Genomic DNA, 24,497 nt, shown 5'->3' with positions numbered 1-24,497 from the left:
CGCTACGCATAGCTTGCTTCCACGTTTGCAAAGCGTCCCGTAGGGAAATGGTACGACATGGTTCGACACTTCTCTACGAGAGGCTGCGCCAACGACAAGCTCAGTGCATCGCTGCGCTCACCAGCCGCTCAGTGACTATCGTAGACATCGCTCTAAGTCTGGGAAAATAAATCAAACGAGAAATGCTGATTTTTTCGTTGCATAACAGTAACTAGGAAGATGAATCATGCCAGTACTTCGTATCCTTCATTTAGCTGGGTCTGCATACAATGATTTTTACTGTGAGTTGTCACGCAATTACGCCCAAAGCTGTATAATAGCTACGGCAAATCCATCTCTCTATGACTTTCTGATTGCATACATCACACCTGATGGTCTGTGGCGATTTCCTTCCTCTCTCAGTCTGGAAGATATTGCGATCGCCAAACCGATGCCCCTATTAGATGCCATACAGTTTATAACAGCGCAAAACATTGACGTTATGTTGCCACAAATGTTTTGTCTCCCTGGAATGACTGAGTACCGGGCACTATTCGACCTGCTTAAGATCCCTTATATAGGCAATACTGCGGATGTCATGGCATTAACGGCTCACAAAGCCAGAACCAAAGCAATTGTCGCAGCAGCAGGGGTGAAAGTGCCTTTTGGAGAACTGCTCCGCCAAGGAGACGTTCCGACAATTTCACCTCCAGTAGTCATCAAACCCGCAAATGCCGACAACTCTTTAGGGGTGTCCTTAGTCAAAGAGGCTAGTGAGTATGATGCTGCCTTGAAGAAAGCATTTGAATTTGCAGATGAGGTTATTGTAGAAACATTCATTGAAGCCGGTCGAGAAGTCAGATGCGGTGCCATTGTCAAAGATGGGGAGCTAATCGGTTTACCCCTTGAAGAGTATCAGATAGACCCCCAAAACAGACCCATCCGCAGCTATACTGACAAATTCAAAATACCCATTGAGGGGGACTTGGCTTCAACTGCTAAAAATTATGTCCCAGGTTGGATTGTAGATATTAATGACCCGATTACCCAAAAGGTTCAGCAAGAAGTTAAGAAGTGTCATTTGGCTTTGGGCTGTCGCCATTATAGTTTATTTGACTTCCGGATCGACCCACAGGGACAACCTTGGTTCTTAGAAGCCGGGTTGTTTTGTATTTTTGACCACAAAGCGGTGATTTCCTGTACGGCGAACACAGTGGGAATTCCTTTAGATGAGTTATTTCTGACGATGATCAATCAAGCGTTGGGCATGAACTGATGTCCGGCAAATCACCTTTTTAGCTTTCTTCTAACTTGGGAGAAACTAATAAGCATTTAAGCTGCAACATATTGCTTATTTCCTTTATTTTATCTGGCGATGTTACTTAATCACTAACTCGCCTTGATTCAATAGCTTATCTAGTAAAGATTTAAATTCATCTACTGATTTAAATAGACGATGAGCAATGTATTCTTTATATGAATACCAGACTAATTTAACAATGTTGTAATCAGGACTGGATGCTTTTAACAATCGCCTTGGAAGCTACTTGAGTGTTCGACGTTTTGCGATCGCCCCTCACCGTGGCAAAATTTGTTTAGAATTGGAACCAGCATTAGAAACACTCCACAAGCTAGCAGCAGCACAGGGATTATTTTAGTTGGTGTTCATTGATGCTGAAAAAACTGAGTATGTGCAATACTTTAAAATACTGCTAGACGGCAATTTATAAAAGGCAGGGGGCACGGGGCAGGGGGAAAGAGGCTTTTCCTATTTTTGCACAGATCCGGTAATCATAAGTGATTAACCGGACTTGATATGGCTCGCCACCAGCCACAGGTTTCACTATCATGTCACAATTATTACAATTATGAGAGAGCAGATTTTTGCAATATTCCAAAACTTGGGCACTCTTGCATTACTGGCGATCGCATTTCCCTTTAACTGTACCCTCGTACTCGCATCGCTGCTGTGGAATTTTTTCAGCCGACCGTTCAGCAAACAAGTGGTTTTGAACGAGAATCCGAAAAATATCTTGATCGGTGGTGGTAGAATGACCAAAACCCTTCAGCTGGCGCGATCATTTCACGCTGCTGGGCATCGAGTCATTTTATTTGATCTCGACCAATACTGGTTCAGTGGTTATCGATTTTCCAACTCTGTGGCTGGCTTTTACACAGTTCCTGACTCGCAAGAAGACTTAGAAGACTATACTCAAGCCGTGCGGGCGATCGCCAAAAAAGAAAACATAGACTTTTTTGTTCCGGTAGGCATTTTTGCAGCCAGCTACTTTGACTCTGAGCGCAAGCCAGTGTTATCAGGCTGTTGCGAGAATTTCCACTTCGATGCTGAAACAATGAAGACGCTGGATAACAAGTTTACCTTTGCAGAAATTGCCCGCTCACTCTCGCTATCTGTCCCGAAAACCTTCCTAATTACAGATTCCGAACAAGTTCTTAAATTCGACTTTGCCAACGAAAAGCACAAATATATTCTCAAAAGTATTGTCTATGACTCTGTTTTACGCTTGGATCTAACTAAGCTACCAATGGAGTCTCCCGAAAAAATGGCGCTTCATATTAAAAGTAAGCCAATTAGTAAAGATAACCCTTGGATATTGCAAGAGTTTATTCCCGGAACAGAATACTGTACTCACAGTACAGTGAGAAACGGTGAATTAACGGTACACTGCTGCTGCAAATCATCTGCTTTTCAAGTCAATTACGAAAACGTTGATCACCCAGAAATTCAGGAGTGGGTGAGTCATTTTGTTAAAGAATTACAACTAACTGGACAAATTTCTTTTGACTTCATTCAGGCGGAAGATGGAACGATTTATGCAATCGAGTGCAACGCTCGCGCTCACTCGGCGATTACAATGTATTACAACCATCCAGGTTTAGCGGATGCCTATCTCAATCAAGAGCCTTTGGCTGAACCTCTGCAACCCCTGAGTGATAGTAAGCCTACTTATTGGCTTTATCACGAACTTTGGAGACTTAATGAAATTAGATCGTTAAAGCAGTTGCAAAAGTGGCTTAAAAATATTTGGCGAGGAAAAGATGCAATATTTGAAGTTAATGACCCACTACCTTTCTTAATGGTACATCACTGGTACATTCCTTTACTATTACTCGATAGTTTGCGCTCCTTACGAAGTTGGGTGAGGATTGATTTTTGCATCGGGAAACTCATCCAGTTTGGAGAAGACGTAAAATATAAAACCTTTACCTCTGCAACCCCTAAGTGATAGTAAGCCTACTTGTTGGCTTGATTACAAACTTTGGAGACTTAATGAAATTAGATGGAGAGGCGATCGCGCCTTTCAATCGCATCGTCAAAGATGATTCCCGGTTGCGTGTAAGTGTTCGGTGCCAATTCGAGACGGCTTGACAATCATATATACGAGTGTAAGAAAGCATGGAAAAGGGCAGGGTCGTATCTGCTTATCTCTTTAACCTTTTCCGATCCACCAGCGACTGATTCCACTATCATGTCACAATTATAATTATGAGAAAACATATTTTTGTAGTGTTCCAAAACTTGGGCACTCTTGTATTACTGGCGATCGCATTTCCCTTAAACTGCATCGTCGTCTTAACATCGCTACTGTGGAATTTTCTTAAGCAACCATTCAGTAACTCAATTGTTGTTAACCCTAATTCCAAAAATATCTTGATCGCTGGCGCGAGAATGACTAAAACCCTTCAGCTAGCGCGTTCATTTCATGCTGCTGGGCATCGGGTGATTATAATTGACATTGAAAAATTCTGGTCAAGTGGTAATAAATATTCCAACTCTGTTGCAGGCTTTTATACCGTTCCCGATCCTAGCAAAGACTTAGAAGGCTACATTGAAACCCTACACGCGATCACCAAAACAGAAAAGATCGACTTTTTTATCCCGGTAGCGATTTTCTCTGTCATCCACTATGATCACGGCAAGCCACCATTACCAGACTGTGTAGAATTTTTCCACTTCGATGCTGATATCACGAAGATCCTGGATGACAAGTTTGCCTTTAGCGAAACAGCGCGATCGTTCGGTTTATCTGTCCCCAGATCCTTCAAAATTACCGATCCCGAACAAGTCATCAACTTTGACTTTTCTCAGGAAAAGCGCAAATACATTCTTAAAAGCATCCCCTACGATCAAATACGTCGCTTGAATCTCACGAAGCTACCTTGCGATACACTTGCACAAACAGTAGAATTTGTCAAGAGCCTGCCGATCAGTGAGGAAAACCCCTGGATTATGCAGGAATTCATCCCTGGAAAGGAATATTGCACTCACACTACTGCGCGAGATGGTGAGTCAAGAATGTACTGCTGCTGTGAGTCATCCGCCTTTCAAGTCAACTACGAAAACGTTGATCAGCTAGAAATTATGCAATGGGCGAGTCATTTTACCAAAGAACTGGGAAAAACCGGGCAACTTTCCTTTGACTTCATCCAGGCAGAAGACGGAACTGTTTACGCGATTGAGTGTAACCCCCGGACTCACTCCGCCATTACTATGTTTTACAATCATCCAGGAGTAGCGGATGCCTATCTTGGTAAAGAGCTTCTGGCTGAATCTTTGCAGCCTCTTGGTGATAGTAAGCCAACCTATTGGCTGTACCACGAAGTTTGGCGGCTGAATGAGATTAGATCGTTTAAGCAACTGCAAACCTGGGTAAGAAACATTAGGCAGGGGAAAGAAGCAATTTTTGAGGTGAGTGATCCTTTACCCTTCCTGATGGTACATCACTGGCAAATTCCCTTACTCATTCTCGACAATTTACGAAGACTCAAAGGTTGGATAAGAATAGATTTTAATATGGGCGAGCTTATAGAGTGATACCAATCCGCATTATAAAGTGTAATATTGGTCAATTTTTTCCCCGACGTTATACAAAGGCGAATTCAGGCTTGAAGTTGCTGCATCAGACCTGCCGCGTCGGAAACAGACCAATGCTCAGCGATCTTACCGTCTTGGACACGATCAATCCGGATCGCCGATATCGAGATGCTCTTACCAGTGGGCGGTATGCCATAGAACATTCCGCTGTGTTTGCCTTGAGTTGTGATGTAAGTAACAACCCGATCACTCTCCGCAACCTGCTGCACGATCTGAATTTGGATGTTGGAGAAAGCGGAGAAATCAGCAAAGAACGACTCATGATAGACCCGAAGCGCGTCAAGACCGCGATTATCTGATGCTGGCATCGCGTGGTTGATACAATCTTCCGTCCAGAAATCTTTCAAAGCCCTAAGGTTCCGTTCGTTCCAAACGACTTGGACAAGGTTCTGGATTATCTGCTTGTTTTTATCAGCATCGGTCATCAGCTTTTTTCCAGAGAGTAGTCTTGCATCGGGCAGTATATAACATATTAAGTTAGTAATTCTTCCCAGAGGTGGAGAAATCCGCAAGTCTCATGCAAAACTGTTTGTTAGTCAACCAATTTCATCTAACTACCTAGATCCTTTTTAATAATAAGTGGGACAAGTGACGCTAACCGTAATATACCAGACACAATGAACACTTGCGCTATGCCAAAAGACCCAGCAAATTGAGCAATGAAGCCACCTATAGTTGTTCCTAAAGCACCACTCGCCCCAGCAACAGCTGCTGCTGTTGCAAAATAAATAGACTGATTTTTCACTGGTGCAATCTCTATCTGGAGATTGGTGTTACACAAGTCAACTGCTGCCCAATTACCTCCAATGAAAATGTGTAACAGCGGTAACCACAGCCAGAGGTCGAGGGGATTAGAATCCATCCTCAGCCACAGCCAGGGTATGACTGAAATTAGAATTCCAGTAGAAATTAGAATAGGACGATTGCCTATTTTATCTGTTAATCTACCCCAGACGATGAGCATCACCATATGTGCCCCTGCTCGCAGGCTGTTGTAGAAAGTTACCCAACTTACATCCAGGTTCAGGGTATTTAGCAAGTAGAGGTTAAAAAACGGGGCACTCAGGTTAACAGCAAACGTCCATAAGCCGAAATAAAGCAGAAACACCAAAAAATCAGAGTTTTTCCAAATGCTGTTATCTATCTGGTTTTGGGGAGTTGGCATTTGCGGCAGACTGATTGCTTCAGATATCTCACCAGGTTGATTTGGTGCCGAGTCTGATTGAATCTCACTTGTTTGAGATGAACTAGCATAATTAGTGTTTTGTAATTGGGGATTTATATCTACCTGGAAATAGTGAGACGCCAAGCTCACAATTCCAAAGATAATGCCCAAGAACAAAATCACCCCATAACCTTGGATACTCCCTCCGTACCAATGTGATACAGCTAGACCGGCTAAAGGCAAGCTGACCAACTCGGTTAAGTTGCCAATGCTATTGCGTAGCCCGAAATATCTACCTCGCAATCGCCTTGGGACTAACATTGCTATCCAACTGAACCACGATGCAGTTCCTAGTCCTCCTAAAAGATGGGTGCATACGAGAATCAAAAGCGACAATACCACTAATTGGTTTGAATTAAGCCCTCCCCAACTAAAGCTAACAATGCCAATTACTAAAATCAGCCACAGTAGCCGAGCAATCCCATGAGTGCGAAGGGAATACTGAAAGCGGCTAGTGGTGCGTTCAGATAAATAAGCACCTATCGGCTGAAAGAGATTCGCCAACATAGGGATAGAACTTACCATACCAAATACCAGTGGAGTGGCATCCAACTCCACCAAGAAATTACCTAGCAAAATTTCGCCAGTGCCAATAGAGAAAAGTGCTGCGAAAATTCCATCGACAGTGGAAGCCCTCAAACTGGTGCGAATAGCATCTTTAGAAATACGAGGACTGAGTGTTGAGGTACCAGAGAGTGTTGTTGATGGTGAGGCAATCTGAGCAATTTCTATAGAAAGAGGCGCACCTGTTTCAACCTGAGAAGAATCCATAAATCTAGTATTTAAGAAAATAATAGCAAAGCATTCTAAATTAAAGCCTAATTGGACTTACTCCAAACTAATTTTCCACAAACCGGAGAGCGGATTTGACTGTTCGGATTGACTATCATTACTGCCGAGCCAATTATTGTCATACACCAATCCAACACTGAATGTTCCATTTAAAGGATATTGCCCTAGTTTTCCAAAGCCTTCAATATTGTTTGAGTCAGTGATCACTTGCTGGTTCAACTGTATGGTTATTTGGTTACCGTCGTCAAAGTAAATTCTCGCTCGTTTTTTGTGAAAGCGCACCTGAACTTTGTAGACCCCACCAGTTGCATAGTAGTAAGCTCTAGCAGGCAGCTTTTGACCATCGATATTCTGCCCTTTGAACTCAACTGCTATAGCAGGCGTGACTAGGATTAAAAAGATAGGTAGGACTAACCCTAACGGTTTCATTGGTTTTCTAACACCTGCTGTTTATTAAACTATTTTCTACTTTAAAACACAAATTTATTTACGAAGGTCACTCTATTGAATCAGTACAACCATGAACGAATGATAGATGTGAGGAAATAACTAAGTCAGTAGATGCTTAGGTGTTGTTGTTTTGAGAATACAAGCAACGCCTGACTGCATCATGACAGTTCCTTTTAATCGTAGCAATTCTGATTATGAGAATTGCTGAACTTAGGGAGGAAATATGATAGGGTTAGAAGGAAAGAATGCCTTAATTACAGGTGCAAGGTCAGGTATCGGTCAGGCGATCGCTATCAAACTTGCACAACTTGGGTGCAACATCGCCATCAATGACCGCAAAAACCCTGAAGCTGCGGCAGATACCGAAGAGATGGCATTGCAAAAAGCCTGCGGAAATATCGAAAATTCTGGTGTGAAGTGGCTGCTGGTTCAGGGAGCTGTCTCCCAAGAATCAGACATTGTTAAAATGGTCAACACCCTTGTTAAGGAATTTAGCAGTGTAGATATTTTAGTCAACAATGCTGGCATTAAAACAGAAAGTCCATCCCACAAAGTTACCACAGCAGACGTTGACCGGGTAATTGCAGTAAATCTCCGGGGTGCTGATCTCTGCGCCCGTGAAACTATTAAACACCTCCTGTCTCTTAATCTTCCGGGGGTGATCGTTAATATTTCCAACGTTCACGAAATTATTCCTCGACCGATGTATATCAGTTATTCCATTAGCAAAGGCGGTATGGAAAACCTGACTAAAACCTTAGCATTGGAATATGCCAACCGAGGTATTCGTGTCAACGCCATTGGCCCCGGAGCAACGATCACGCGAATGAATCAAAACTGGATAGATGAAGATAGAAAAAAAGGCGATTGTGGAAAGTCACATCCCAATGGGGCGTGCTGGCGACTCCGAGGAGATGGCAGCCGCAGTAGCTTTTTTAGCTTCGGATGAAGCCGTTGACATCACCGGACAAACGCTGCTTGTAGATGGTGGATTGACTCTATATGCTGACTGCCGGGAAACTTGGTCAGCTTGAGGTCAGGCTTGCGTACTTTCCACAATTGAGCCGATACATACCATTAGTGGAATTAGACGCCTATGACTAGCGCGATCGATAATAACAGTCTGCTGGAAGCAGAAGCCTGGAAACTGTTGGAAAAGTCCATAATTTATTATCAGGGCAAACCTATTGGTACAGTAGCCGCCCATGATCCGGAGTTAGATGCACTCAATTATGACCAGTGCTTTCTCCGCGATTTTGTCCCTTCTGCCTTAGTGTTTCTCATGCACGGCAAAGCAGAGATTGTGCGTAATTTCTTAGTAGAAACACTAAAATTACAAAGTCATGAAAAGCAGATGGACTGCTTTGAACCGGGAGCGGGATTAATGCCTGCAAGTTTCAAAGTACATTTTAATGGGAATGAAGAATTTTTGGTCGCTGATTTTGGTGAGCAGGCGATCGCTCGCGTTCCCCCAATTGATTCCTGTATGTGGTGGATTCTCCTGGTACGGGCTTATGAAAAAGCTACAGGCGATTTGGCTCTAGCGCGTCAGCCAAATTTTCAACAAGGAATCAAGCTAATTTTGGATCTTTGCCTAGTACATCGGTTTTCCCTGTACCCAACAATGTTAGTTCCCGATGGCGCGTTTATGATTGACCGTCGCATGGGAGTGTACGAACATCCTCTAGAAATTCAGGTGTTATTCTATGCGTCCCTCAGGGCTGCTAGTGAATTGCTTTTACCAGATGGGGATGGCGATAGCTACCTCAGCAAAGTCAATAGGCGATTGGGATCTTTGAAATATCATATCCGCAACTATTTCTGGCTAGACCTAAAGCGATTGGGGGAAATTTATCGTTATAAGGGTAACGAATTTGGTAAAGAAATTGTTAATAAATTCAACATCCACTCAGAATCAATCCCTAGTTGGTTAACCCAGTGGTTACCCGAAACTGGAGGATATTTAGCGGGAAATCTGGGCCCAGGACGCATAGATTTTCGCTTTTTTGCTCTGGGAAATCTGATGGCAATCGTAACTTCCTTAGCAAGCGAAACAGAATCTGAAAGCATTATGAATTTATTTGCCCAACGCTGGCAAGACTTGATTGGCTATATGCCTGTTAAAATCTGCTTTCCAGCTTTGGAAGGTTTGGAGTGGAGAATTGTTACAGGATGTGACTCCAAGAACAGCGCTTGGTCTTATCACAACGGCGGTAACTGGCCCGTTTTACTATGGTTCTTTACCGCAGCGGCACAGAAAACAGGTCGAACAGAACTTGCCCAAGCAGCGATCGCCATTGCCGAAAGGCGTTTATTTAAGGATAAATTTCCGGAATACTACGATGGCAACAATGGTCGTTTGATTGGCAAAGAAGCCAGAATTTATCAAACTTGGAGCATTGCCGGATTGCTAGCAGCTAAACAATTCCTGGCAAATCCAGATTACTTGGAATTAATCAGCTTTGCAGAGGGTCTTGAAGGCCCAGGCTGTAGTCTGTAGGTACTGATTGCTCCGCAAGACCTAAAGAGAATATGATTTAGCGGTGTAATTATCAGGGTGTTTTTGCTAACTAGCTACACTGACACAGCATAACCAGTGATCCCTCACGGCAAGCCCTACGGGTGACGCAAGGGTAGCCCAGCGTAAAGCCTGCGGCATGGCAACTCTTAGAGACGCTCTTGCGTACCCCTCCGGGGAAGCAAGCTACGCTTAGAGCGACTGTGCATAGCGTCTGACTCGTTGTCATAGCCCAAGGTAGAGAAGAGGCTGCGCTATGCGCGGCATCGTCTCCCCAACTCTACAAGACGCTCCTTGGCGTTGGCAGAAGACTCTGCTTCCCTTTACGCTGACTTTGCTACCTAGTGCGTTTAAAAGGGCTACATTTTATGTAAAGCTGTACTTAGTAGGTAGAAAATAAAATCTTTTTTAATGGGAATTAGCTATATTAGCTCACCCTAAGAAGGGAAAAATAACCTCAAATTCTCAAATACCCGATAACTGATACACTATATTGTAAGAGGTATCTAAAGTGTCATACTTAGTAATATCACGAGATAGTGTTTGCATCATCAACACGTTTTAACGTGTCTAAACCATGAAAATTACTTCAAATTTCATTCCAGAATTTGAAAAACTATTCAGACAAAAATTACAACTAAATAATTGTCGGCTCAGAAAGAAAAGACAAGAGAATAATTATGAAATAATTACTCCAGCTAAAGACATTTTTTTGATGTATTGGTCTGAATTTCCAGAAATTAACTTAATCTATCAGGCTGTAGGGGTACGCACTCAGCAGACTGAAGTTTATGAGCGAGCTATTCGCTCCCACATTAGTTTTTGTGTGAGTAGTATCCAAGAGAATCCGATCTCTGAATCACCATTATTAGTGAAATAACTAATATTTAGATAACACAGAGAATATTTACTAAACTCTCGCCAGTTTTGTCATCTAACTGACGAGAGTCGATCACCGAAAATCTGTTGATCAAGAAATAAAAATGGAATCCGAAAAAAATCAAGTTCAAGATCAGTTAGATTATAAAACCTTGTTAGCCAATGCAAAACAAGCCTTAAAAGTTGAATACCAGAAATCAGCGGCTTTAGCGTCCCAACTGCAAGCCATAAAAACTCAGTTAGAGCAAGTTCAGGCTGAAAACAAAACTCTCAGGGAGAGTACTTATGAAGATGTAATTAAGCACTTTGAGGCGCGTACTCAAGCAGCAGAAGCACTAGCGCTAAAAACAGAAGTGCGCCAAAAGTTTCTTGAAGCCAATGGTTGCAAGGATGATCAGAGCTTTGATAGTCTATGGAATACCATTAAAAATAAGATTCAGATTCAAGACGGTGAAGTGAGAATCGTTGCTCAAAATGGTACTCCTAAGTTCACCTTAACGGGCAGCATGATGACTTTGAGGGATTTTATTCAATCCCTTAAACAAGACCCAATCTCTGGAAAATTTTTCTTGAACTAGAAAGCCAAATTAATCAAAGCGTCTCGCTAAAAGTAGACTAAATATTGTAGCAGAAAGATTGTAGCAGAAAGCTATTCATCTTCGTCTCCTGGCGGTCGTTCGCTCTCGCTTTGTTGGGCGTTCCACTCCAAAACAATACGTTCCAACATCTCAGGTTGCGTACAGTTATTAACATCGGCGTATATTTTAATCAACTGTCTGACTTTAGGACTAATGTGGCGAATCTCTAGTTGGTTACTTTGTCCCATGTCCATTAACTTTTAGTGTCTATTACATATGTTGAACGATTAAACTATGTCTATTGTAATAAATTTTGTTAATGGCGATATCTGTATTCGCGGTCTTCGTCATCGTCACTGTCATGTCTGTACTGGCGATCGCAATTATCCCACTCTTGATCACGTCGTTTCTGGTTGCCACCGACTAGATTTTATATTTCTGGACAAATCCCCTATTCCCATAATGTTCCTCCTAAGTTGGTAAATCACCTTATTTAGGGTCACTTTAGTAGTTTGTCTAATGCTGGTGGCAGATAAATCTTCCAGCAGGTGTAAATAAAAATAAAATCATTGCTATCTTTTAGAGTGTAGCAAGGTAGTGATAAAGTGTTTTTTACTACCGACTAATTGGTGTGAATTTAATTAATCAGTTTTTCAACTTGGAATTTTGAATTGTTTATGTCTAACCTGCCACCACTCAATACAGAAACAATTTGGGCAATTCTCGACGATAAACTTGATGATGCCACAGTCAACCAATTGCTATGGCATTATTTAGGCTATCGCTATGATTCCTCAACTGTACAATGGGACACTAGCCAAGTTGCACCCGAATGGCAGGATGAGTATCCACAACCGCCAGATTTCATTGAATCTCGCCCCGCAACAGTCAAGTTAACTCGTTCCATTCCTGCTGAAAATAAACAAATGCTAAAAGAAAAACTTGGTTTCAAAGGTTACAAAATTGGTGAATTTGGGCCTCGGCAAACTCGCAGGGCGACGGCGGCAAATTGGTTGTTAAGTTATTTGCAACAACCTAACGGCAAAATAGAGTAATCTTATCAGGAGATATTTGTCTAAAAAGCATCCTATTTCTCCCGAATATCTGCTGTATTAGGAGTTAATAAAAATCTGTTGATTTATTATTGATTTATTTGCTAAATTTGCCGTCTAATACAATTACATTTGAATTTCAGTAATATTAATGGCAAAAAAATTTATACAGTAAATCGGGATTTTAGTCAATTAACAAATACTATAAACAGTCAAAAATAAAAAAATACAGTTAAGTTTTATAAAGTATTTATAAATTATTCCTGAAGATAGAAGCACTCCTTATCTAATTATTTCTATAGAGCGATTTCCAAATTCAATTGACCATCAGAGAATATTTACATCAACCATTGGTATTATAAACACTTTTATGGCAAAGCCAATTGAATTTAATTTATTTGCACCTTACAACAAAGGAGCCGCATTAATTGGTTCTTTTTCGGATTGGCAAGAAATTCCAATGCAAAAAGGTGATGATGGTTATTTTCGTACAAGTGTTGAACTAGAAGACGGCATTTATAAATATAAATTTCGCATCCAGTCAAATTCATGGTTTTTGGAACCAGAACAATGGGTTGATGTCACAGACCCCTATGCAACTGATATAGATGAACAAAGTGGAAAAGATGATGGTGTTATCCAGGTAAAAGATGGTAAAAGGATTACTGATGCCTATATTTGGCAACATGATGATAAACCTTTACCTGCTGACCATGAATTGGTAATTTATGAATTGCATGTCGGTGACTTTTCTGGTGGTGAAGATGACCCTTATGCACGAGGCAAGTACAAACACGTCATTGAAAAGTTAGATTATCTATGTGAACTCGGAATCAACGCTATTGAGTTGATGCCACTTAAAGAATATCCTGGTGATTATAGTTGGGGCTATAACCCCCGCCACTTCTTTGCAACAGAATCTAGTTATGGTTCAACTGCTGGATTGAAAAAATTGATTGATGAGTGTCATGGCAGAGGTATTCGTGTGATTCTTGACGGTATTTATAACCACTCAGAAGCATCTGCTCCTTTAACACAAATTGACCACGATTATTGGTATCATCACTCTCCCCGTGACCCTGATAATAACTGGGGTCCTGAGTTTAATTATGAACATTATGACGAAAAATTAGATATTCATCCAGCGTGGAAATTTATTGGTGATACAATCCGTTTTTGGATTGGGGAATATCATCTTGATGGTATTCGCTATGATGCGGCGCGACAAATTGCTAACTACGACTTCATGCACTGGATTGTTCAAGAAGCCAAAAAAACTGCTAGCATGAAGCCTTTTTATAACGTTGCCGAACACATTCCTGAAACTCCCAGCATTACCAATGTAGATGGCCCAATGGATGGTTGCTGGCATGACAGTTTCTATCATTGCATTCTAGAACATATCTGCGGTGATACATTTGATTTAGAGCGTTTAAAAGATGTCATTGACTGCAAGCGCCAAGGCTTCTTGGGTACTACTAATGTGGTAAATTACCTCACCAACCACGATCATAACCATGTCATGGTTGAATTAGGAAACCGTGAGATTTTTGACGAAGAAGCCTTTAGCCGGGCTAAATTGGGAGTAGCCATCCTGATGACTGCTGTTGGCGTACCTTTGATTTGGATGGGAGAAGAATTTGGCGAGTACAAACCTCAACAACCTGAATCAGCCAAAATTGATTGGACGCTGTTAGGTAATGATTTAAATCGTGGTTTATTTGAATTTTACAAAGGCTTAACTAACCTGCGTAAAAATAATCATGCTCTCTACACAGAAAATATTGATTTTATCCACGAAAATCCAGAGGCAAAAGTATTAGCTTATACTCGTTGGAATGATGAAGGTTCTCGTGTAGTCGTGGTAGCTAATTTTTCAGAAAACTTTCTCGGTGACTATCATGTTCCTAACTTAGCAAGCGGTGGTACATGGCACGAATGGACAGGCAATTATGATGTCGAAGGTAGTGATGATGGCATCATAGCTGATTTGGGGCCATACGAAGCCAAAGTGTTTGTATGGCAGTAATCATATACACTACCGCTGAGTCAGTAGTCCAATAGCAAAGAAAAGGGGGAATATATTTCCCCTTTTTCAGTTATTATCTTACTTCATTACAGTCTAAGTAGAAATTTGTCAAGCAGAAACTAGGCTATTTTAAAATATCATAGGTTTGTGTTACACTTTTGAGTTGAAGTGCGGATATAAAATTGCCAGAGCATTCCTATGCACAACAAATTATTTAATAGTAATATCGACAACGCTAACATTGAGAACGATCGCATTTTATTAACTCCCAATCAAGTCAGTAATATCGACAACACTAACATTGAGAACGATCGCATTTTATTAACTCCCAATCAAGTCAAATCCAAATTACCTTTAACACAATTAGCCGAACAAAGAGTTTTAGAATCTAGGCAGGAAATAGAACATATCCTGGATTTTCAAGATCGCCGAAAATTTATAGTCGTTGGCCCATGCTCAATCCACGATCCAAAAGCAGCGATCGAATATTCTGAGAGGTTGAAAGTATTGGCCGAGCGAGTCAAGGATAACTTGCTACTAATTATGCGAGTCTACTTTGAAAAACCAAGAACAACCGTAGGCTGGAAAGGGTTAATTAACGATCCAGATATGGATGATTCTTTCCATGTAGAGAATGGTTTATTAATTGCCCGGAACCTGTTATTAAAAATTACAGAATTGGGATTACCTGCTGGTACAGAAGCACTAGATCCAATCATCCCTCAATACATTAGTGAACTGATTACATGGTCTGCCATTGGAGCACGCACAACCGAATCACAAACTCATCGCGAAATGGCAAGTGGACTTTCGATGCCTGTGGGTTTTAAAAACGGTACTGACGGCAATATTCAAGTAGCTTTGAATGCTCTACAATCAGCTGGAAACCCGCATAATTTTCTCGGAATTAATCAAAACGGACAGGTCAGCGTCTTTAAAACTAAGGGTAATGCCTACGGTCACGTAATTTTAAGGGGTGGTAGTCAACCCAACTTTGATGCAGCAAATGTCAAATTGGTAGAAGAGAAATTAAAACAGGCAAATTTACCACCGAGAATTGTTATAGACTGTAGTCACGGCAATACCAATAAAGACTACAAATTCCAAGGTGCTGTCTTAGAAAATATTATTCAGCAAATAGTGGATGGTAATACATCAATAGTTGGCATGATGCTAGAATCCCATTTATATGAAGGTAGTCAACCAATTACAGCGAAAGAAGAACTAAAATATGGTATTTCTGTAACTGATAAATGTATTGGCTGGGAAGAAACCGAAAAAATTATTTGGGCTGCTCACGAAAAACTTAAATAAAGACCAATAAGTTCGGGTTAGGGACTGACAATTAAAAAAATATCCAACCAATGGTATAGGAGAGCGAGTGCGTTGCGTTTCCCGACGCAAGGGTAGCGTAGTCCAATTTCAGAGGGTAGCAGTAGCGATCGCATTTTCTAGGACACTGTAAATCAGCGGTTATTCTACAAGCCCAAAGCCTACCTAGTTGCAGAAGTAGCGGTGAATTGGCAGTTCTTAGATAGTGCGTCAACTCTCAGTGGATCAGATTTTGTCGTACAAGCATAGGGGCTATTATTCGCCCAGGCGATGGCAATGACACCATCACCGATTTTAGTGGCGTTGGCAAAGGCTCAAACCCAACAGCAGCAGTAATTGCCTCTTTGGACACCTTGCAATTTACAGGTAGTGGTTTAACTGCTCAAAATCTGCAATTAACTCCTCAGGGTAACAACTTAGAAGTTACCTTTGAAAATGTGGCGTCTACCAAAGTCCAATTGCAAAACTTCAAATTAGAAAACCTCGATAACCTGCCAGCTTCTGGAGCTAAACCTGCGATTGGTAATATAGAGTTTGATGGGCAAACCAACATCGCCGACAGCTTTGATGTCTTCAATGCCAATTCCACTCAAACTAGCCTGTTCAACAAGAACACGGTGACTTTCCTCAATGACCTGAATAATAGCATCACAGGTTTTGAAAACTCCAACGATGTGATTAATGCTCAAGGAGGTAACGACTTTATTGACGGCAACAGTGGCAATGACCTGCTGCGGGGGGGTTGTGGCAATGATATTCTGATCGGCGGTTCTGGCAATGATACCCTTGTCGGTGGTGCAGGTGCCGACTCTTTCTTTTACAACACTGATGCAGCCTTTGCCCTGACTGCTGTTGGTGTAGATGCGATCGCTGATTTCAACCGCTCCCAAGGCGATAAGATTATCTTAGATAAAACTACCTTTAATGCGATTACTTCTGCTCCCGGAACAGGTTTTAGTAAAAAGAGTGATTTTCAAATTACTTCTTCCGGGGCGGCTAGCACGGCGAAAATTATCTACGACGCTTTTAGTGGGCAGTTGTTCTACAACCAAAATGGCAGTGCGGCTGGTTTTGGTAGCGGTGATCTATTTGCAACTCTAACTGGTGCGCCGATTCTCAGTGCATCAGATTTTGTGGTGCAAGGGTAGATGCACATATAGGATTCATATTTGACTTTGGAAATATACGTAGGGGAGCCAGCGCGTTGAGACATCTCCAGAAAAGAATGTAGAGACGCGAAATTTCGCATCTCTACAAGGGTTTGGGTGAACGCATAATTAATTTTCCCAGATGTCTATTTGGTGGTTCACCTAGTGTTATCTGAAAACCACTGTAGATAAAATCATCTTTCAGACTATTGATAGATCTTCATATCCGTAGAAAGGTCAGGGTAAGCGCATCTAATTTTATAGTTAAAACTACAGATTATTTTGCACAATTGTAGGTTAACAGAGATGATTTGAGTATTAAATATGTTAAATAGTACGCTAATTTATAAGGAGAAAAAATGGTACAAGTAGCAAAAATCAGTCATGCTGGATTTAAAACGCCAGATGTAGAAGCTATGCTGGCATACTATACAGAAATTCTGGGGTTTACTCTGACCGAACGAGGCTCTGATGGAGCCGTCTATTTAAGCTGTGCAGTAGATCATCATACAATCATTCTCTATCCATCGACACAGAACGGTCATAATCACTTTGCTTTTCAGATTGATGGCAGTCAGACATTGAAAGAAGCAGCGAAACAACTACGTGACGCAGGCATCCAGGTAGAGCAAAAAACAGATGCCCAACCAGGAATACCGGAACTCCTTCAGTTTTGCGATCCTGAAGGACATACTCTCCAGCTATATTCAACTATTCAAGAAGTAAGCGATGGGTTTCGAGAAACAGGCATCGTCCCGGAAAAATTAGGACACGTCGCCATGTATGTGCATGATGTCCATAAATGTGTTGATTTTTATCAGAATATGTTAGGCTTCCGTGTGTCTGACTGGCTCGAAGATCGCTTTGTCTTCATGCGATGCAATCGGGATCACCATACTATGAATTTTTTGCAGTCTAAACAGCAAAAAATGTTCCACATTGCCTTTCAATTACGAGACTGGGCGCATGTGCAAACCGCTTGTGATTTTTTGGTAAAGCACAACATCACGCTTCTTTGGGGGCCAGTACGCCACGGGATCGGACATAACATCGCTACGTATCATCAAGACCCTGACAAAAACATAGTCGAACTATTTACCGAAATAGATATCATGCTCAACGAAGACCTCGGATATTTTGAACCCCGACCCTGGCACGAAGATTTTCCTCAAAGACCGAAAGTATGGAAGAATATTCCGCAAGCCGCGGCTCACTGGGGCGGATTGCCACCTAAGGAATTTATGGAGTAAGTAGGTGGGCAAAAAAACACCCAAATATCTGAAAATGTGACTTTTTCAACGCTGAAGAAACTCATGCAAGACCGATCTATGCACTGGAGTATCAAAACAATTTTGTTACACGACAAATATTGTATTGCGGCAAATATTACCCCGATCTCCTGCGGGGTTTTTCTTTGAATTAGCGAGGTCTACCAGACCAAGGCGTAGAAAGCTTTAAGAGTCGGGGTACGCTTAGGCAAGTAAGCAAATCTACTAAGCCTGTAATGCCTTAAACCACTTGTTCAAAACTGTACTGATAGTTTTCTTAATCTGATGTTTGCGACTCCACTTCTGGAATGCCATTTCATATTCTTCACCTTTGATTTGAAAGGTATTCCAGATATCAAGCCCTACTGGCAATCCGCAGAATAGTAAAATGTACAGCGACCAAGAAATTCCGCCACCAGTAATTAAATCGACCAGGATCAAAAAGCCATTGAAAATTGCATAATTACCTAGACGCTTCTGAAATCTTCTGATGCGGTAGGCGTCAAAAGCTTTTCGCTGTTGGACTTGGCTCTGTTGCCCTACCCAATCGCGTTCTGCTAATTTTAAAGACTCTGGTGAAATTTCTAACTCAGCAGCAATTTCTAATATCTGCTCATAAGAAAATTCTGTGTCTTTGTCATCAGCTTGACGAGCGATCGCTAAGTGCAGAATCTGTTGGACATCTTCTTGGTTATAAGAGCGGATGCTTTGAGGTTCAAACGCCGTCATAATTTTTTCTCTTATATTACTTTTAATAGAAATTTACTGCTCGAGAGATTTTAAGCAGCTATGCCAGGACTCTTTCCATTATTCCTACATTAGCAAATCTAGATGCTCTCCCGCATCTAATATATTGGATTTTTAACTTTGAGTAAAACGGCATCTACAATCAACCGCAGATGAGGGTCATGTTGTTCAATTGCCCCCACTGGGTGGATGATTACCACATTTTTCTTATCTGGCATTGCCTGGATGTCAGTACAGATGAGTAGGGAAAAAAGCGTTATGGTGGAATGAAACTGTGCATATTACTTGGATTGCGGCATTTTTATCTTAACGGGATTGATACAAGAAACAAGATTGTGGGCAAACTAAATCCAGCTAGTAAATTTACTTTTTGCTCACATCTTGCACTTAGCCCTGGCAACTCTGATCGCTAAGTCCAAGATAGGAGTCATCAAACTGCCCAAAACTTTAAGCAATGAACCTTCTTGGCTTGCCATATTCCAAAAAGTTACCACTGCGCCTTGTACTCATTGTCCCCTTTGTGATCCAAATCTTTGCTGCTGTGGGACTGGTGGGGTATCTCTCGTTTAAAAATGGACAGAAGGCAGTTAATGACCTTGCTAATCAGTTGATGAGCAAAACTGATAGCCTAGTTGACGAACACCTTGATACTTATTTGGCAACCCCGCATCAGATTAATCAAATCAACATTGATGCAATAGATCAAGGGCTACTCAACTTAAAAGACTTGGAAAGTACAGGGCGTTACTTTTGGAAACAAGCGCAGGTATTCAAAAATATTAGCTGGATTGGCTATAATCTAGAAACCTATGAAGAGGCTGGGGCGGGTCGTTGGCTAGCAGGTCAAGGAATTGTAATTAATAAAGGTTTTGCAAACAAAGACTACACTTACGCAGTAGATAGCCAGGGAAATTGCACTAAATTACTAAAATCTACAGACTATGACCCGCTAACTGATGACTGGTACGCTGAGACGGTAAAAGCAGGCCGACCTATTTGGAGTCAAATTTCCGTAACAGAGGGATTTGAAGGATATATCGTAGCTTCGGCAGATCGTCCTATTTACGACAATACTCACAAATTGATTGGTGTGATAGGCACTGATTTGCTGCTGTCGAGTATCAGTGATTTTTTGAGCAACTTAAAAGTTAGCCTAAGAGCAAAAACTTTTATTATTGAACGCGACGGGCTATTAATAGCTAATTCTAATAGCCACAGGTCATTTACGTTGATAAATGGTAAAACGCAACGCTTAAGCGCATTAAATAGTAGTGATCTCTTAATTCAAGCGACAGCAAAGTATTTACAGCATAAATTTGGCAACTTTAAGGCAATTAAAGACACCCAAAAACTGGATTTTGAGTTTAAAGGCGATCGCGAATTTGTCCACGTCATGAATTGGCAAGACGAGTTCGGTCTCGACTGGTTAGTAGTTGTCGTTGTACCAGAAAGGGATTTTATGGCACAAATCAACGCCAATAACCAGACAACAATTTTACTGTGTCTTGGTGCATTAGGTGTAGCAACAATTTTGGGAATCTACACTTCTCGTTGGATTATCAAACCTATTTGGGAGTTAAGCCAAGCAAGTAGTGCGATCGCATCTGGTAACCTAGACCTAGCAGTAAAAGTTTCTGGGATCAAAGAACTCAGCATCCTTGCCCAATCCTTTAACCAAATGGCAGGACAGTTACGAGAGTCTTTCACCAACTTAGAAAATACCAATCAAGATTTAGAAAAGCGGGTTGAAGAACGTACCGTAGAACTCAAAGCAGCAAAAGAAGCAGCCGATGTTGCTAATCAGGCAAAAAGCGAATTTTTAGCAAACATGAGTCATGAACTCCGCACTCCCCTCAACGGAATTCTCGGCTACGCTCAAATTCTGCAACGCGATAAAACCGCTACTTCCAAACAAAAGAACGGACTTAGCATTATTCAGGAGTGTGGTTCTCACCTATTGACACTAATTAATGACATTTTAGAGCTTTCTAAAATTGAGGCAAAAAAACTCGATATTTACACTACTGACTTTCATTTAGAAAACTTTCTTCTGGGAGTAAGAAACATCTGTAGTATTAAATCAGAACAAAAAGAATTAAATTTTAAATATGAAGTAATTAACCAGTTACCTACCGCTATTCATACTGATGAAAAACGTTTAAAACAAGTATTAATTAATCTTCTGGGTAATGCTATTAAGTTTACAGAACGAGGGGAAGTAACGTTTTCAGTAGGAGTCCTAGAAAATGAAAAATATGCAATAGAAAAGAAAAATATTATTAATACTTGGAATATCCGCTTCCAAGTTGAAGATTCAGGCGTTGGGATGACTCCCGAACAATTAGAGAAAATTTTCTTACCTTTTGAGCAAGTAGGGGATAGCAAACATAAATCTGAAGGCACAGGTTTAGGATTAGCAATCAGTCGTCAAATTGTAGAAATGATGGGAGGTAAAATCAAAGTCGAAACTACACCAAATAAAGGTAGCAAATTTTGGTTTGACTTAGCTCTACCAGAAGCTAGTAACTGGATATCATCACAGACGCCTGAGTTAAACAAAAATGTAGTTTCTTACCAAGGTAGACAACAGATAATTCTAATTGTTGATGACCGTTGGGAAAATCGGTCTGTAATTATCAATCTACTTGAACCTGTTGGTTTTAAAGTCCTTGAAGCAGAAAATGGCGAAGAGGGTTTAAAGAAAGCTCAAGAATTTCAACCAGATTTGATTATTACCGACTTAGTAATGCCTATAATGAATGGCTTAAAAATGACACAGCATTTACGCGCTCAATCTGAATTTAAAGATACGGTAATTATCGCCTCTTCTGCAAGTGTATTCAGCTTGAATCGTCAACAGAGCCAAGAGGCAGGTTGTAATGACTTTCTGCCTAAACCAGTGCAAAATTTCGAGTTATTTGAAAAATTACAACATTATTTAAATTTAACATGGATTTATGAAGTAGAAAATGACTTTTTAGAGAGTATTAGTCCTTTGGAAGAAATGATATTTCCACCTTCAGAGCAGCTTGTTAATTTGTATAAAGCTGCTAAAACTGGTTATATTCAAGAGATTCAAGAAGAAGCAGATTATATTAAAAATCTAGACCAAACATATACAGTTTTTGCTAATAAAATGTTAAAATTGGCAGAAAATTTTGATGATGAAGCAATTGTTAATTTAATCAAAAATAATTTATATGAAATTAAAAACGAATGATTTTCAAAAGAAAATGATTTTAATTGTTGACGATATTCCAAATAACCTCAAGGTTCTATTTGATATTTTAAACAATTCTGGCTTTAAAGTCTCTATTGCAAAGAGCGGTGAAAGCGCATTACAAAAAGCGCAAGAAACATTACCAGACTTGATTTTATTAGATGTAATGATGCCAGGAATTGATGGATTTGAAACCTGCCGTCGTCTAAAAAATAACCAAAAAACTAAAGATATTCCAGTGATTTTTATGACGGCACTTTCTGAAAGTGTGGAAAAAGTGAAGGGATTGCATCTGGGTGCGGTAGACTATATTACTAAGCCTATTGAACATGAAGAGGTTTTAGCCCGGATCAATGTCCACTTAGAACTGCGGAGAATGCAGTTAAAGTTAGTACAAGAAGAAAAAATGTCTTCTTTGGGACAATTGGTAGCCGGAATTGCTCATGAAATTAATAATCCAGTTAGTTTTATTTCTGGCAACTTAATTTATGCTCAAAAATATATTGAAAATTTATTAAAACTACTGCAATTATACGAAAATTATACACCAGATACTATCCAAGAAATTCAAGAATTTTCACAATTCATTGAATTAAATTTTCTCAAGGAAGACCTTCCTAAACTTTTATCATCAATGATGGTGGGATCTAACCGCATTCAAGAAATTGTGCTATCGCTCCGAATTTTCTCGCGATTGGATGAAGCGGAAATTAAAAAAGTTGACTTGCATATAGGTATTGATAGTACTTTAATGATTTTGCATAGTCGCTTGAGAGCTACACAAGAGCGTCCAGCTATTGAATTGATTAAGGAGTATGGTGAATTAATACCCATAGAGTGTTATGCAGGACAAATAAATCAAGTGTTTATGAATCTTTTATCCAATGCTGTTGATGCAATTGATGAGAAGATTAATAATGTGCGACTACCGAAAATAGAGAAAGCGGGAGTAGATAAATTAACTTGCTTACCTACTCAATTCCCAACTCCCAATTCTATATTACCTAAATCTAAAATCGAATTCACACCTCAAATCAAAATTCGTACAGAACTAACTAAAGACCAAAAATTTAGATTAATTCAAATTATTGATAATGGGATAGGAATATCTAGAGAAGTGCAACAGCGTATATTTGAACAATTTTTTACTACTAAAGACGTAGGTAAAGGAACTGGTTTAGGATTAGCGATCGCTCATCAAATTATTGTAGAAAAGCATAGAGGAACATTAGAAGTCAAGTCAGTTTCAGGACATGGCTCACAGTTTATAATTACCATTCCGATTTATAGGATTGAGGATTAGGGACGCTCGATGATTTAGTTACAGCCGTTTGCAAGTAAGTGAGGTACAAAATGCAAGACTCTTTGATCAGATATAAAGAGTTTCTACCTCCTGCTTCAAGCCGGACTGCCTCAAAACCCGTAGCTTTGTACTTCATGCAAAAGAAAACTGCTGTATAACCCCGCCCAAAGCAAGCCGGATTTTTTCCCATGTGTAAATTGGGAGCGATCGCTTGTAAATCCCCATGTGAAGAACTCTAGCTATATCCAGTCTAATCAACATGCGGCAGAGGATAATAACCAAATAGGGACTAATAACAAGGACTTAAGCTAATGGTTGAAGAAAATGGATCGATTCGTACCCTATCGGTAGATATTGGTGGTAGTGGCGTTAAGGCTATGGTTTTGGATATGACGGGGAATCCGGTAACGGAAAGGGCGCGTTTAGATACACCCCAACCTGCTACACCGGAGGTTGTAATTAATGCAGTTGTGGTGTTAGCAGCAAATCAAGGTGAATTTGATCGCGTTTCGGTCGGTTTTCCCGGTGTGGTGCGGTCTGGAGTCACCGAAACAGCGGTAAACTTACATCCAGATTGGATCGGATTTGATTTGGAAACAGCATTATTAAAACATTTAAACAAGCCTGTGCGGGTGATTAATGATGCAGATATGCAGGGGTTTGGGGCGATCGCAGGTAAAGGTCTAGAATTAGTGATTACTCTGGGTACGGGGTTCGGTTCGGCTTTATTTATGGATGGTAAGCTGGTGCCGAATATGGAAATGGGGCATCATCCGTTTCGCAAAGGAGAGACTTTTGAGCAGCAGTTGGGGCGTGCAGAGTTAGAAAAAATTGGTGAGAAAAGATGGAATAGGCGTTTAGAAAAAGCGATCGCATCCTTGCAACATCTGTTCAATTATGATTACCTTTACATTGGCGGTGGTGAAGCTGTGAGAGTGAATTTCCAGCTACCGTTAAATGTAAAACTCATCCCCAATATTACTGGTTTATTAGGCGGCATTGCTTTATGGCGAGATGAGAAAAGCTAAAAAAAGCAAAAAGCTAATAATATTAGTCTGATTAGATAGAGTAGGAGGTGAG

General features: G+C 40.6%; 20 protein-coding genes and 3 pseudogenes. 16 read left to right on the top strand and 7 right to left on the bottom strand.

The window, feature by feature from the left end; translation table 11 throughout:
• The first annotated feature begins 226 nt into the window (after positions 1-226).
• Positions 227-1,255 carry a D-alanine--D-alanine ligase family protein gene (locus V7K85_RS34855; protein WP_334821032.1) on the top strand — a complete coding sequence of 343 codons (1,029 nt, stop codon included), beginning with the start codon at positions 227-229 and terminating at the stop codon, positions 1,253-1,255.
• Positions 1,256-1,357: 102 nt separating this feature from the next.
• Here V7K85_RS34855 and V7K85_RS34850 read toward each other — a convergent pair.
• Positions 1,358-1,507 (bottom strand): annotated as a pseudogene (locus V7K85_RS34850) (IS630 family transposase); the annotation flags it as partial.
• 340 nt (positions 1,508-1,847) lie between these two features.
• Here V7K85_RS34850 and V7K85_RS34845 point away from each other — a divergent pair.
• Both V7K85_RS34845 and V7K85_RS34840 read left to right on the top strand, forming a co-directional pair.
• Positions 1,848-3,227 carry an ATP-grasp enzyme gene (locus V7K85_RS34845; protein ID WP_334821030.1) on the top strand — a complete coding sequence of 460 codons (1,380 nt, stop codon included), beginning with the start codon at positions 1,848-1,850 and terminating at the stop codon, positions 3,225-3,227.
• A gap of 260 nt (positions 3,228-3,487) precedes the next feature.
• Complete coding sequence (locus V7K85_RS34840) at positions 3,488-4,816, top strand: ATP-grasp enzyme (RefSeq protein ID WP_334821028.1); 1,329 nt, start codon at positions 3,488-3,490, stop codon at positions 4,814-4,816.
• Between the two features lie 65 nt (positions 4,817-4,881).
• Here the strand turns inward: V7K85_RS34840 and V7K85_RS34835 are convergent, their stop codons facing one another.
• From V7K85_RS34835 to V7K85_RS34825, 3 genes are all read right to left on the bottom strand, one after another.
• Complete coding sequence (locus tag V7K85_RS34835) at positions 4,882-5,301, bottom strand: ester cyclase (RefSeq protein WP_334821026.1); 420 nt, start codon at positions 5,299-5,301, stop codon at positions 4,882-4,884.
• 125 nt (positions 5,302-5,426) lie between these two features.
• The gene (locus tag V7K85_RS34830) at positions 5,427-6,872 is read right to left on the bottom strand and encodes an MFS transporter (protein ID WP_334821024.1); all 1,446 of its coding nucleotides are present in this window, start codon (positions 6,870-6,872) and stop codon (positions 5,427-5,429) included.
• A 57-nt stretch (positions 6,873-6,929) separates the two neighbouring features.
• Positions 6,930-7,322, bottom strand: a complete 393-nt coding sequence (locus tag V7K85_RS34825) for a hypothetical protein (protein ID WP_334821022.1) — start codon at positions 7,320-7,322, stop codon at positions 6,930-6,932.
• 244 nt (positions 7,323-7,566) lie between these two features.
• Between V7K85_RS34825 and V7K85_RS34820 the strand changes: the two are divergent.
• From V7K85_RS34820 to V7K85_RS34805, 4 genes and pseudogenes are all read left to right on the top strand, one after another.
• Positions 7,567-8,377, top strand: a pseudogene (locus tag V7K85_RS34820) (glucose 1-dehydrogenase).
• Positions 8,378-8,439: 62 nt separating this feature from the next.
• The gene (locus V7K85_RS34815) at positions 8,440-9,843 is read left to right on the top strand and encodes a glycoside hydrolase 100 family protein (protein WP_334821020.1); all 1,404 of its coding nucleotides are present in this window, start codon (positions 8,440-8,442) and stop codon (positions 9,841-9,843) included.
• 595 nt (positions 9,844-10,438) lie between these two features.
• Positions 10,439-10,741, top strand: coding sequence for a hypothetical protein (locus V7K85_RS34810; RefSeq protein ID WP_334821019.1), 303 nt, complete (start codon positions 10,439-10,441; stop codon positions 10,739-10,741).
• 103 nt (positions 10,742-10,844) lie between these two features.
• Positions 10,845-11,318 carry a hypothetical protein gene (locus V7K85_RS34805; protein ID WP_334821017.1) on the top strand — a complete coding sequence of 158 codons (474 nt, stop codon included), beginning with the start codon at positions 10,845-10,847 and terminating at the stop codon, positions 11,316-11,318.
• A 71-nt stretch (positions 11,319-11,389) separates the two neighbouring features.
• Here the strand turns inward: V7K85_RS34805 and V7K85_RS34800 are convergent, their stop codons facing one another.
• Positions 11,390-11,572 carry a hypothetical protein gene (locus V7K85_RS34800; protein ID WP_334821015.1) on the bottom strand — a complete coding sequence of 61 codons (183 nt, stop codon included), beginning with the start codon at positions 11,570-11,572 and terminating at the stop codon, positions 11,390-11,392.
• Between the two features lie 40 nt (positions 11,573-11,612).
• Between V7K85_RS34800 and V7K85_RS34795 the strand changes: the two genes are divergently transcribed.
• The 6 genes and pseudogenes from V7K85_RS34795 (at position 11,613) to V7K85_RS34770 (ending at position 18,129) form a co-directional block, all read left to right on the top strand.
• The gene (locus tag V7K85_RS34795) at positions 11,613-11,801 is read left to right on the top strand and encodes a hypothetical protein (protein WP_334821013.1); all 189 of its coding nucleotides are present in this window, start codon (positions 11,613-11,615) and stop codon (positions 11,799-11,801) included.
• Positions 11,802-11,995: 194 nt separating this feature from the next.
• Positions 11,996-12,373 carry a DUF1823 family protein gene (locus V7K85_RS34790; RefSeq protein WP_334821011.1) on the top strand — a complete coding sequence of 126 codons (378 nt, stop codon included), beginning with the start codon at positions 11,996-11,998 and terminating at the stop codon, positions 12,371-12,373.
• A 367-nt stretch (positions 12,374-12,740) separates the two neighbouring features.
• A complete protein-coding gene (locus V7K85_RS34785; RefSeq protein WP_334821009.1) occupies positions 12,741-14,399 on the top strand; it encodes an alpha-amylase family glycosyl hydrolase in 1,659 nt (552 codons plus the stop codon).
• A gap of 198 nt (positions 14,400-14,597) precedes the next feature.
• Positions 14,598-15,713 carry a 3-deoxy-7-phosphoheptulonate synthase gene (locus V7K85_RS34780; protein ID WP_334821007.1) on the top strand — a complete coding sequence of 372 codons (1,116 nt, stop codon included), beginning with the start codon at positions 14,598-14,600 and terminating at the stop codon, positions 15,711-15,713.
• 272 nt (positions 15,714-15,985) lie between these two features.
• Positions 15,986-16,879, top strand: a pseudogene (locus V7K85_RS34775) (calcium-binding protein); the annotation flags it as partial.
• Positions 16,880-17,238: 359 nt separating this feature from the next.
• Positions 17,239-18,129, top strand: a complete 891-nt coding sequence (locus V7K85_RS34770; protein ID WP_334821005.1) for a VOC family protein — start codon at positions 17,239-17,241, stop codon at positions 18,127-18,129.
• A 243-nt stretch (positions 18,130-18,372) separates the two neighbouring features.
• Here V7K85_RS34770 and V7K85_RS34765 read toward each other — a convergent pair whose 3' ends face one another.
• Entirely contained in the window at positions 18,373-18,876 is a 504-nt protein-coding gene (locus V7K85_RS34765) for a 2TM domain-containing protein (RefSeq protein ID WP_334821003.1), read from the bottom strand.
• Positions 18,877-18,992: 116 nt separating this feature from the next.
• The gene (locus V7K85_RS36760; RefSeq protein ID WP_442940646.1) at positions 18,993-19,112 is read right to left on the bottom strand and encodes a hypothetical protein; all 120 of its coding nucleotides are present in this window, start codon (positions 19,110-19,112) and stop codon (positions 18,993-18,995) included.
• A gap of 236 nt (positions 19,113-19,348) precedes the next feature.
• Between V7K85_RS36760 and V7K85_RS34755 the strand changes: the two genes are divergently transcribed.
• From V7K85_RS34755 to V7K85_RS34745, 3 genes are all read left to right on the top strand, one after another.
• Positions 19,349-22,114, top strand: coding sequence for a hybrid sensor histidine kinase/response regulator (locus tag V7K85_RS34755; protein WP_334821001.1), 2,766 nt, complete (start codon positions 19,349-19,351; stop codon positions 22,112-22,114).
• Positions 22,095-23,417: a sensor histidine kinase gene (locus V7K85_RS34750; RefSeq protein ID WP_334820999.1), complete on the top strand. Its 1,323-nt coding sequence runs from the start codon at positions 22,095-22,097 to the stop codon at positions 23,415-23,417. Before V7K85_RS34755 ends, V7K85_RS34750 begins: the two co-directional genes overlap by 20 nt.
• 311 nt (positions 23,418-23,728) lie before the next feature.
• Positions 23,729-24,445 (top strand): ROK family protein, encoded by a 717-nt coding sequence (locus V7K85_RS34745; protein WP_334820997.1) that lies wholly within the window; start codon positions 23,729-23,731, stop codon positions 24,443-24,445.
• Positions 24,446-24,497: the final 52 nt, after the last annotated feature.

The organism is Nostoc sp., from assembly GCF_036917615.1.
GTDB lineage: Bacteria > Cyanobacteriota > Cyanobacteriia > Cyanobacteriales > Nostocaceae > Nostoc.
The sequence above is the reverse complement of the archived record's forward strand: the minus strand, read 5'-3'. Positions and strand labels throughout refer to the sequence as shown.

Coding starts and splice junctions, on each gene's coding strand:
- V7K85_RS34855 (WP_334821032.1), top strand. CDS start 227: ATGCCAGTACTTCGTATCCTTCATTTAGCTGGGTCTGCATACAATGAT.
- V7K85_RS34845 (WP_334821030.1), top strand. CDS start 1,848: ATGAGAGAGCAGATTTTTGCAATATTCCAAAACTTGGGCACTCTTGCA.
- V7K85_RS34840 (WP_334821028.1), top strand. CDS start 3,488: ATGAGAAAACATATTTTTGTAGTGTTCCAAAACTTGGGCACTCTTGTA.
- V7K85_RS34835 (WP_334821026.1), bottom strand. CDS start 5,301: ATGACCGATGCTGATAAAAACAAGCAGATAATCCAGAACCTTGTCCAA.
- V7K85_RS34830 (WP_334821024.1), bottom strand. CDS start 6,872: ATGGATTCTTCTCAGGTTGAAACAGGTGCGCCTCTTTCTATAGAAATT.
- V7K85_RS34825 (WP_334821022.1), bottom strand. CDS start 7,322: ATGAAACCGTTAGGGTTAGTCCTACCTATCTTTTTAATCCTAGTCACG.
- V7K85_RS34815 (WP_334821020.1), top strand. CDS start 8,440: ATGACTAGCGCGATCGATAATAACAGTCTGCTGGAAGCAGAAGCCTGG.
- V7K85_RS34810 (WP_334821019.1), top strand. CDS start 10,439: ATGAAAATTACTTCAAATTTCATTCCAGAATTTGAAAAACTATTCAGA.
- V7K85_RS34805 (WP_334821017.1), top strand. CDS start 10,845: ATGGAATCCGAAAAAAATCAAGTTCAAGATCAGTTAGATTATAAAACC.
- V7K85_RS34800 (WP_334821015.1), bottom strand. CDS start 11,572: ATGGACATGGGACAAAGTAACCAACTAGAGATTCGCCACATTAGTCCT.
- V7K85_RS34795 (WP_334821013.1), top strand. CDS start 11,613: ATGTCTATTGTAATAAATTTTGTTAATGGCGATATCTGTATTCGCGGT.
- V7K85_RS34790 (WP_334821011.1), top strand. CDS start 11,996: ATGTCTAACCTGCCACCACTCAATACAGAAACAATTTGGGCAATTCTC.
- V7K85_RS34785 (WP_334821009.1), top strand. CDS start 12,741: ATGGCAAAGCCAATTGAATTTAATTTATTTGCACCTTACAACAAAGGA.
- V7K85_RS34780 (WP_334821007.1), top strand. CDS start 14,598: ATGCACAACAAATTATTTAATAGTAATATCGACAACGCTAACATTGAG.
- V7K85_RS34770 (WP_334821005.1), top strand. CDS start 17,239: ATGGTACAAGTAGCAAAAATCAGTCATGCTGGATTTAAAACGCCAGAT.
- V7K85_RS34765 (WP_334821003.1), bottom strand. CDS start 18,876: ATGACGGCGTTTGAACCTCAAAGCATCCGCTCTTATAACCAAGAAGAT.
- V7K85_RS36760 (WP_442940646.1), bottom strand. CDS start 19,112: ATGCCAGATAAGAAAAATGTGGTAATCATCCACCCAGTGGGGGCAATT.
- V7K85_RS34755 (WP_334821001.1), top strand. CDS start 19,349: ATGAACCTTCTTGGCTTGCCATATTCCAAAAAGTTACCACTGCGCCTT.
- V7K85_RS34750 (WP_334820999.1), top strand. CDS start 22,095: ATGAAATTAAAAACGAATGATTTTCAAAAGAAAATGATTTTAATTGTT.
- V7K85_RS34745 (WP_334820997.1), top strand. CDS start 23,729: ATGGTTGAAGAAAATGGATCGATTCGTACCCTATCGGTAGATATTGGT.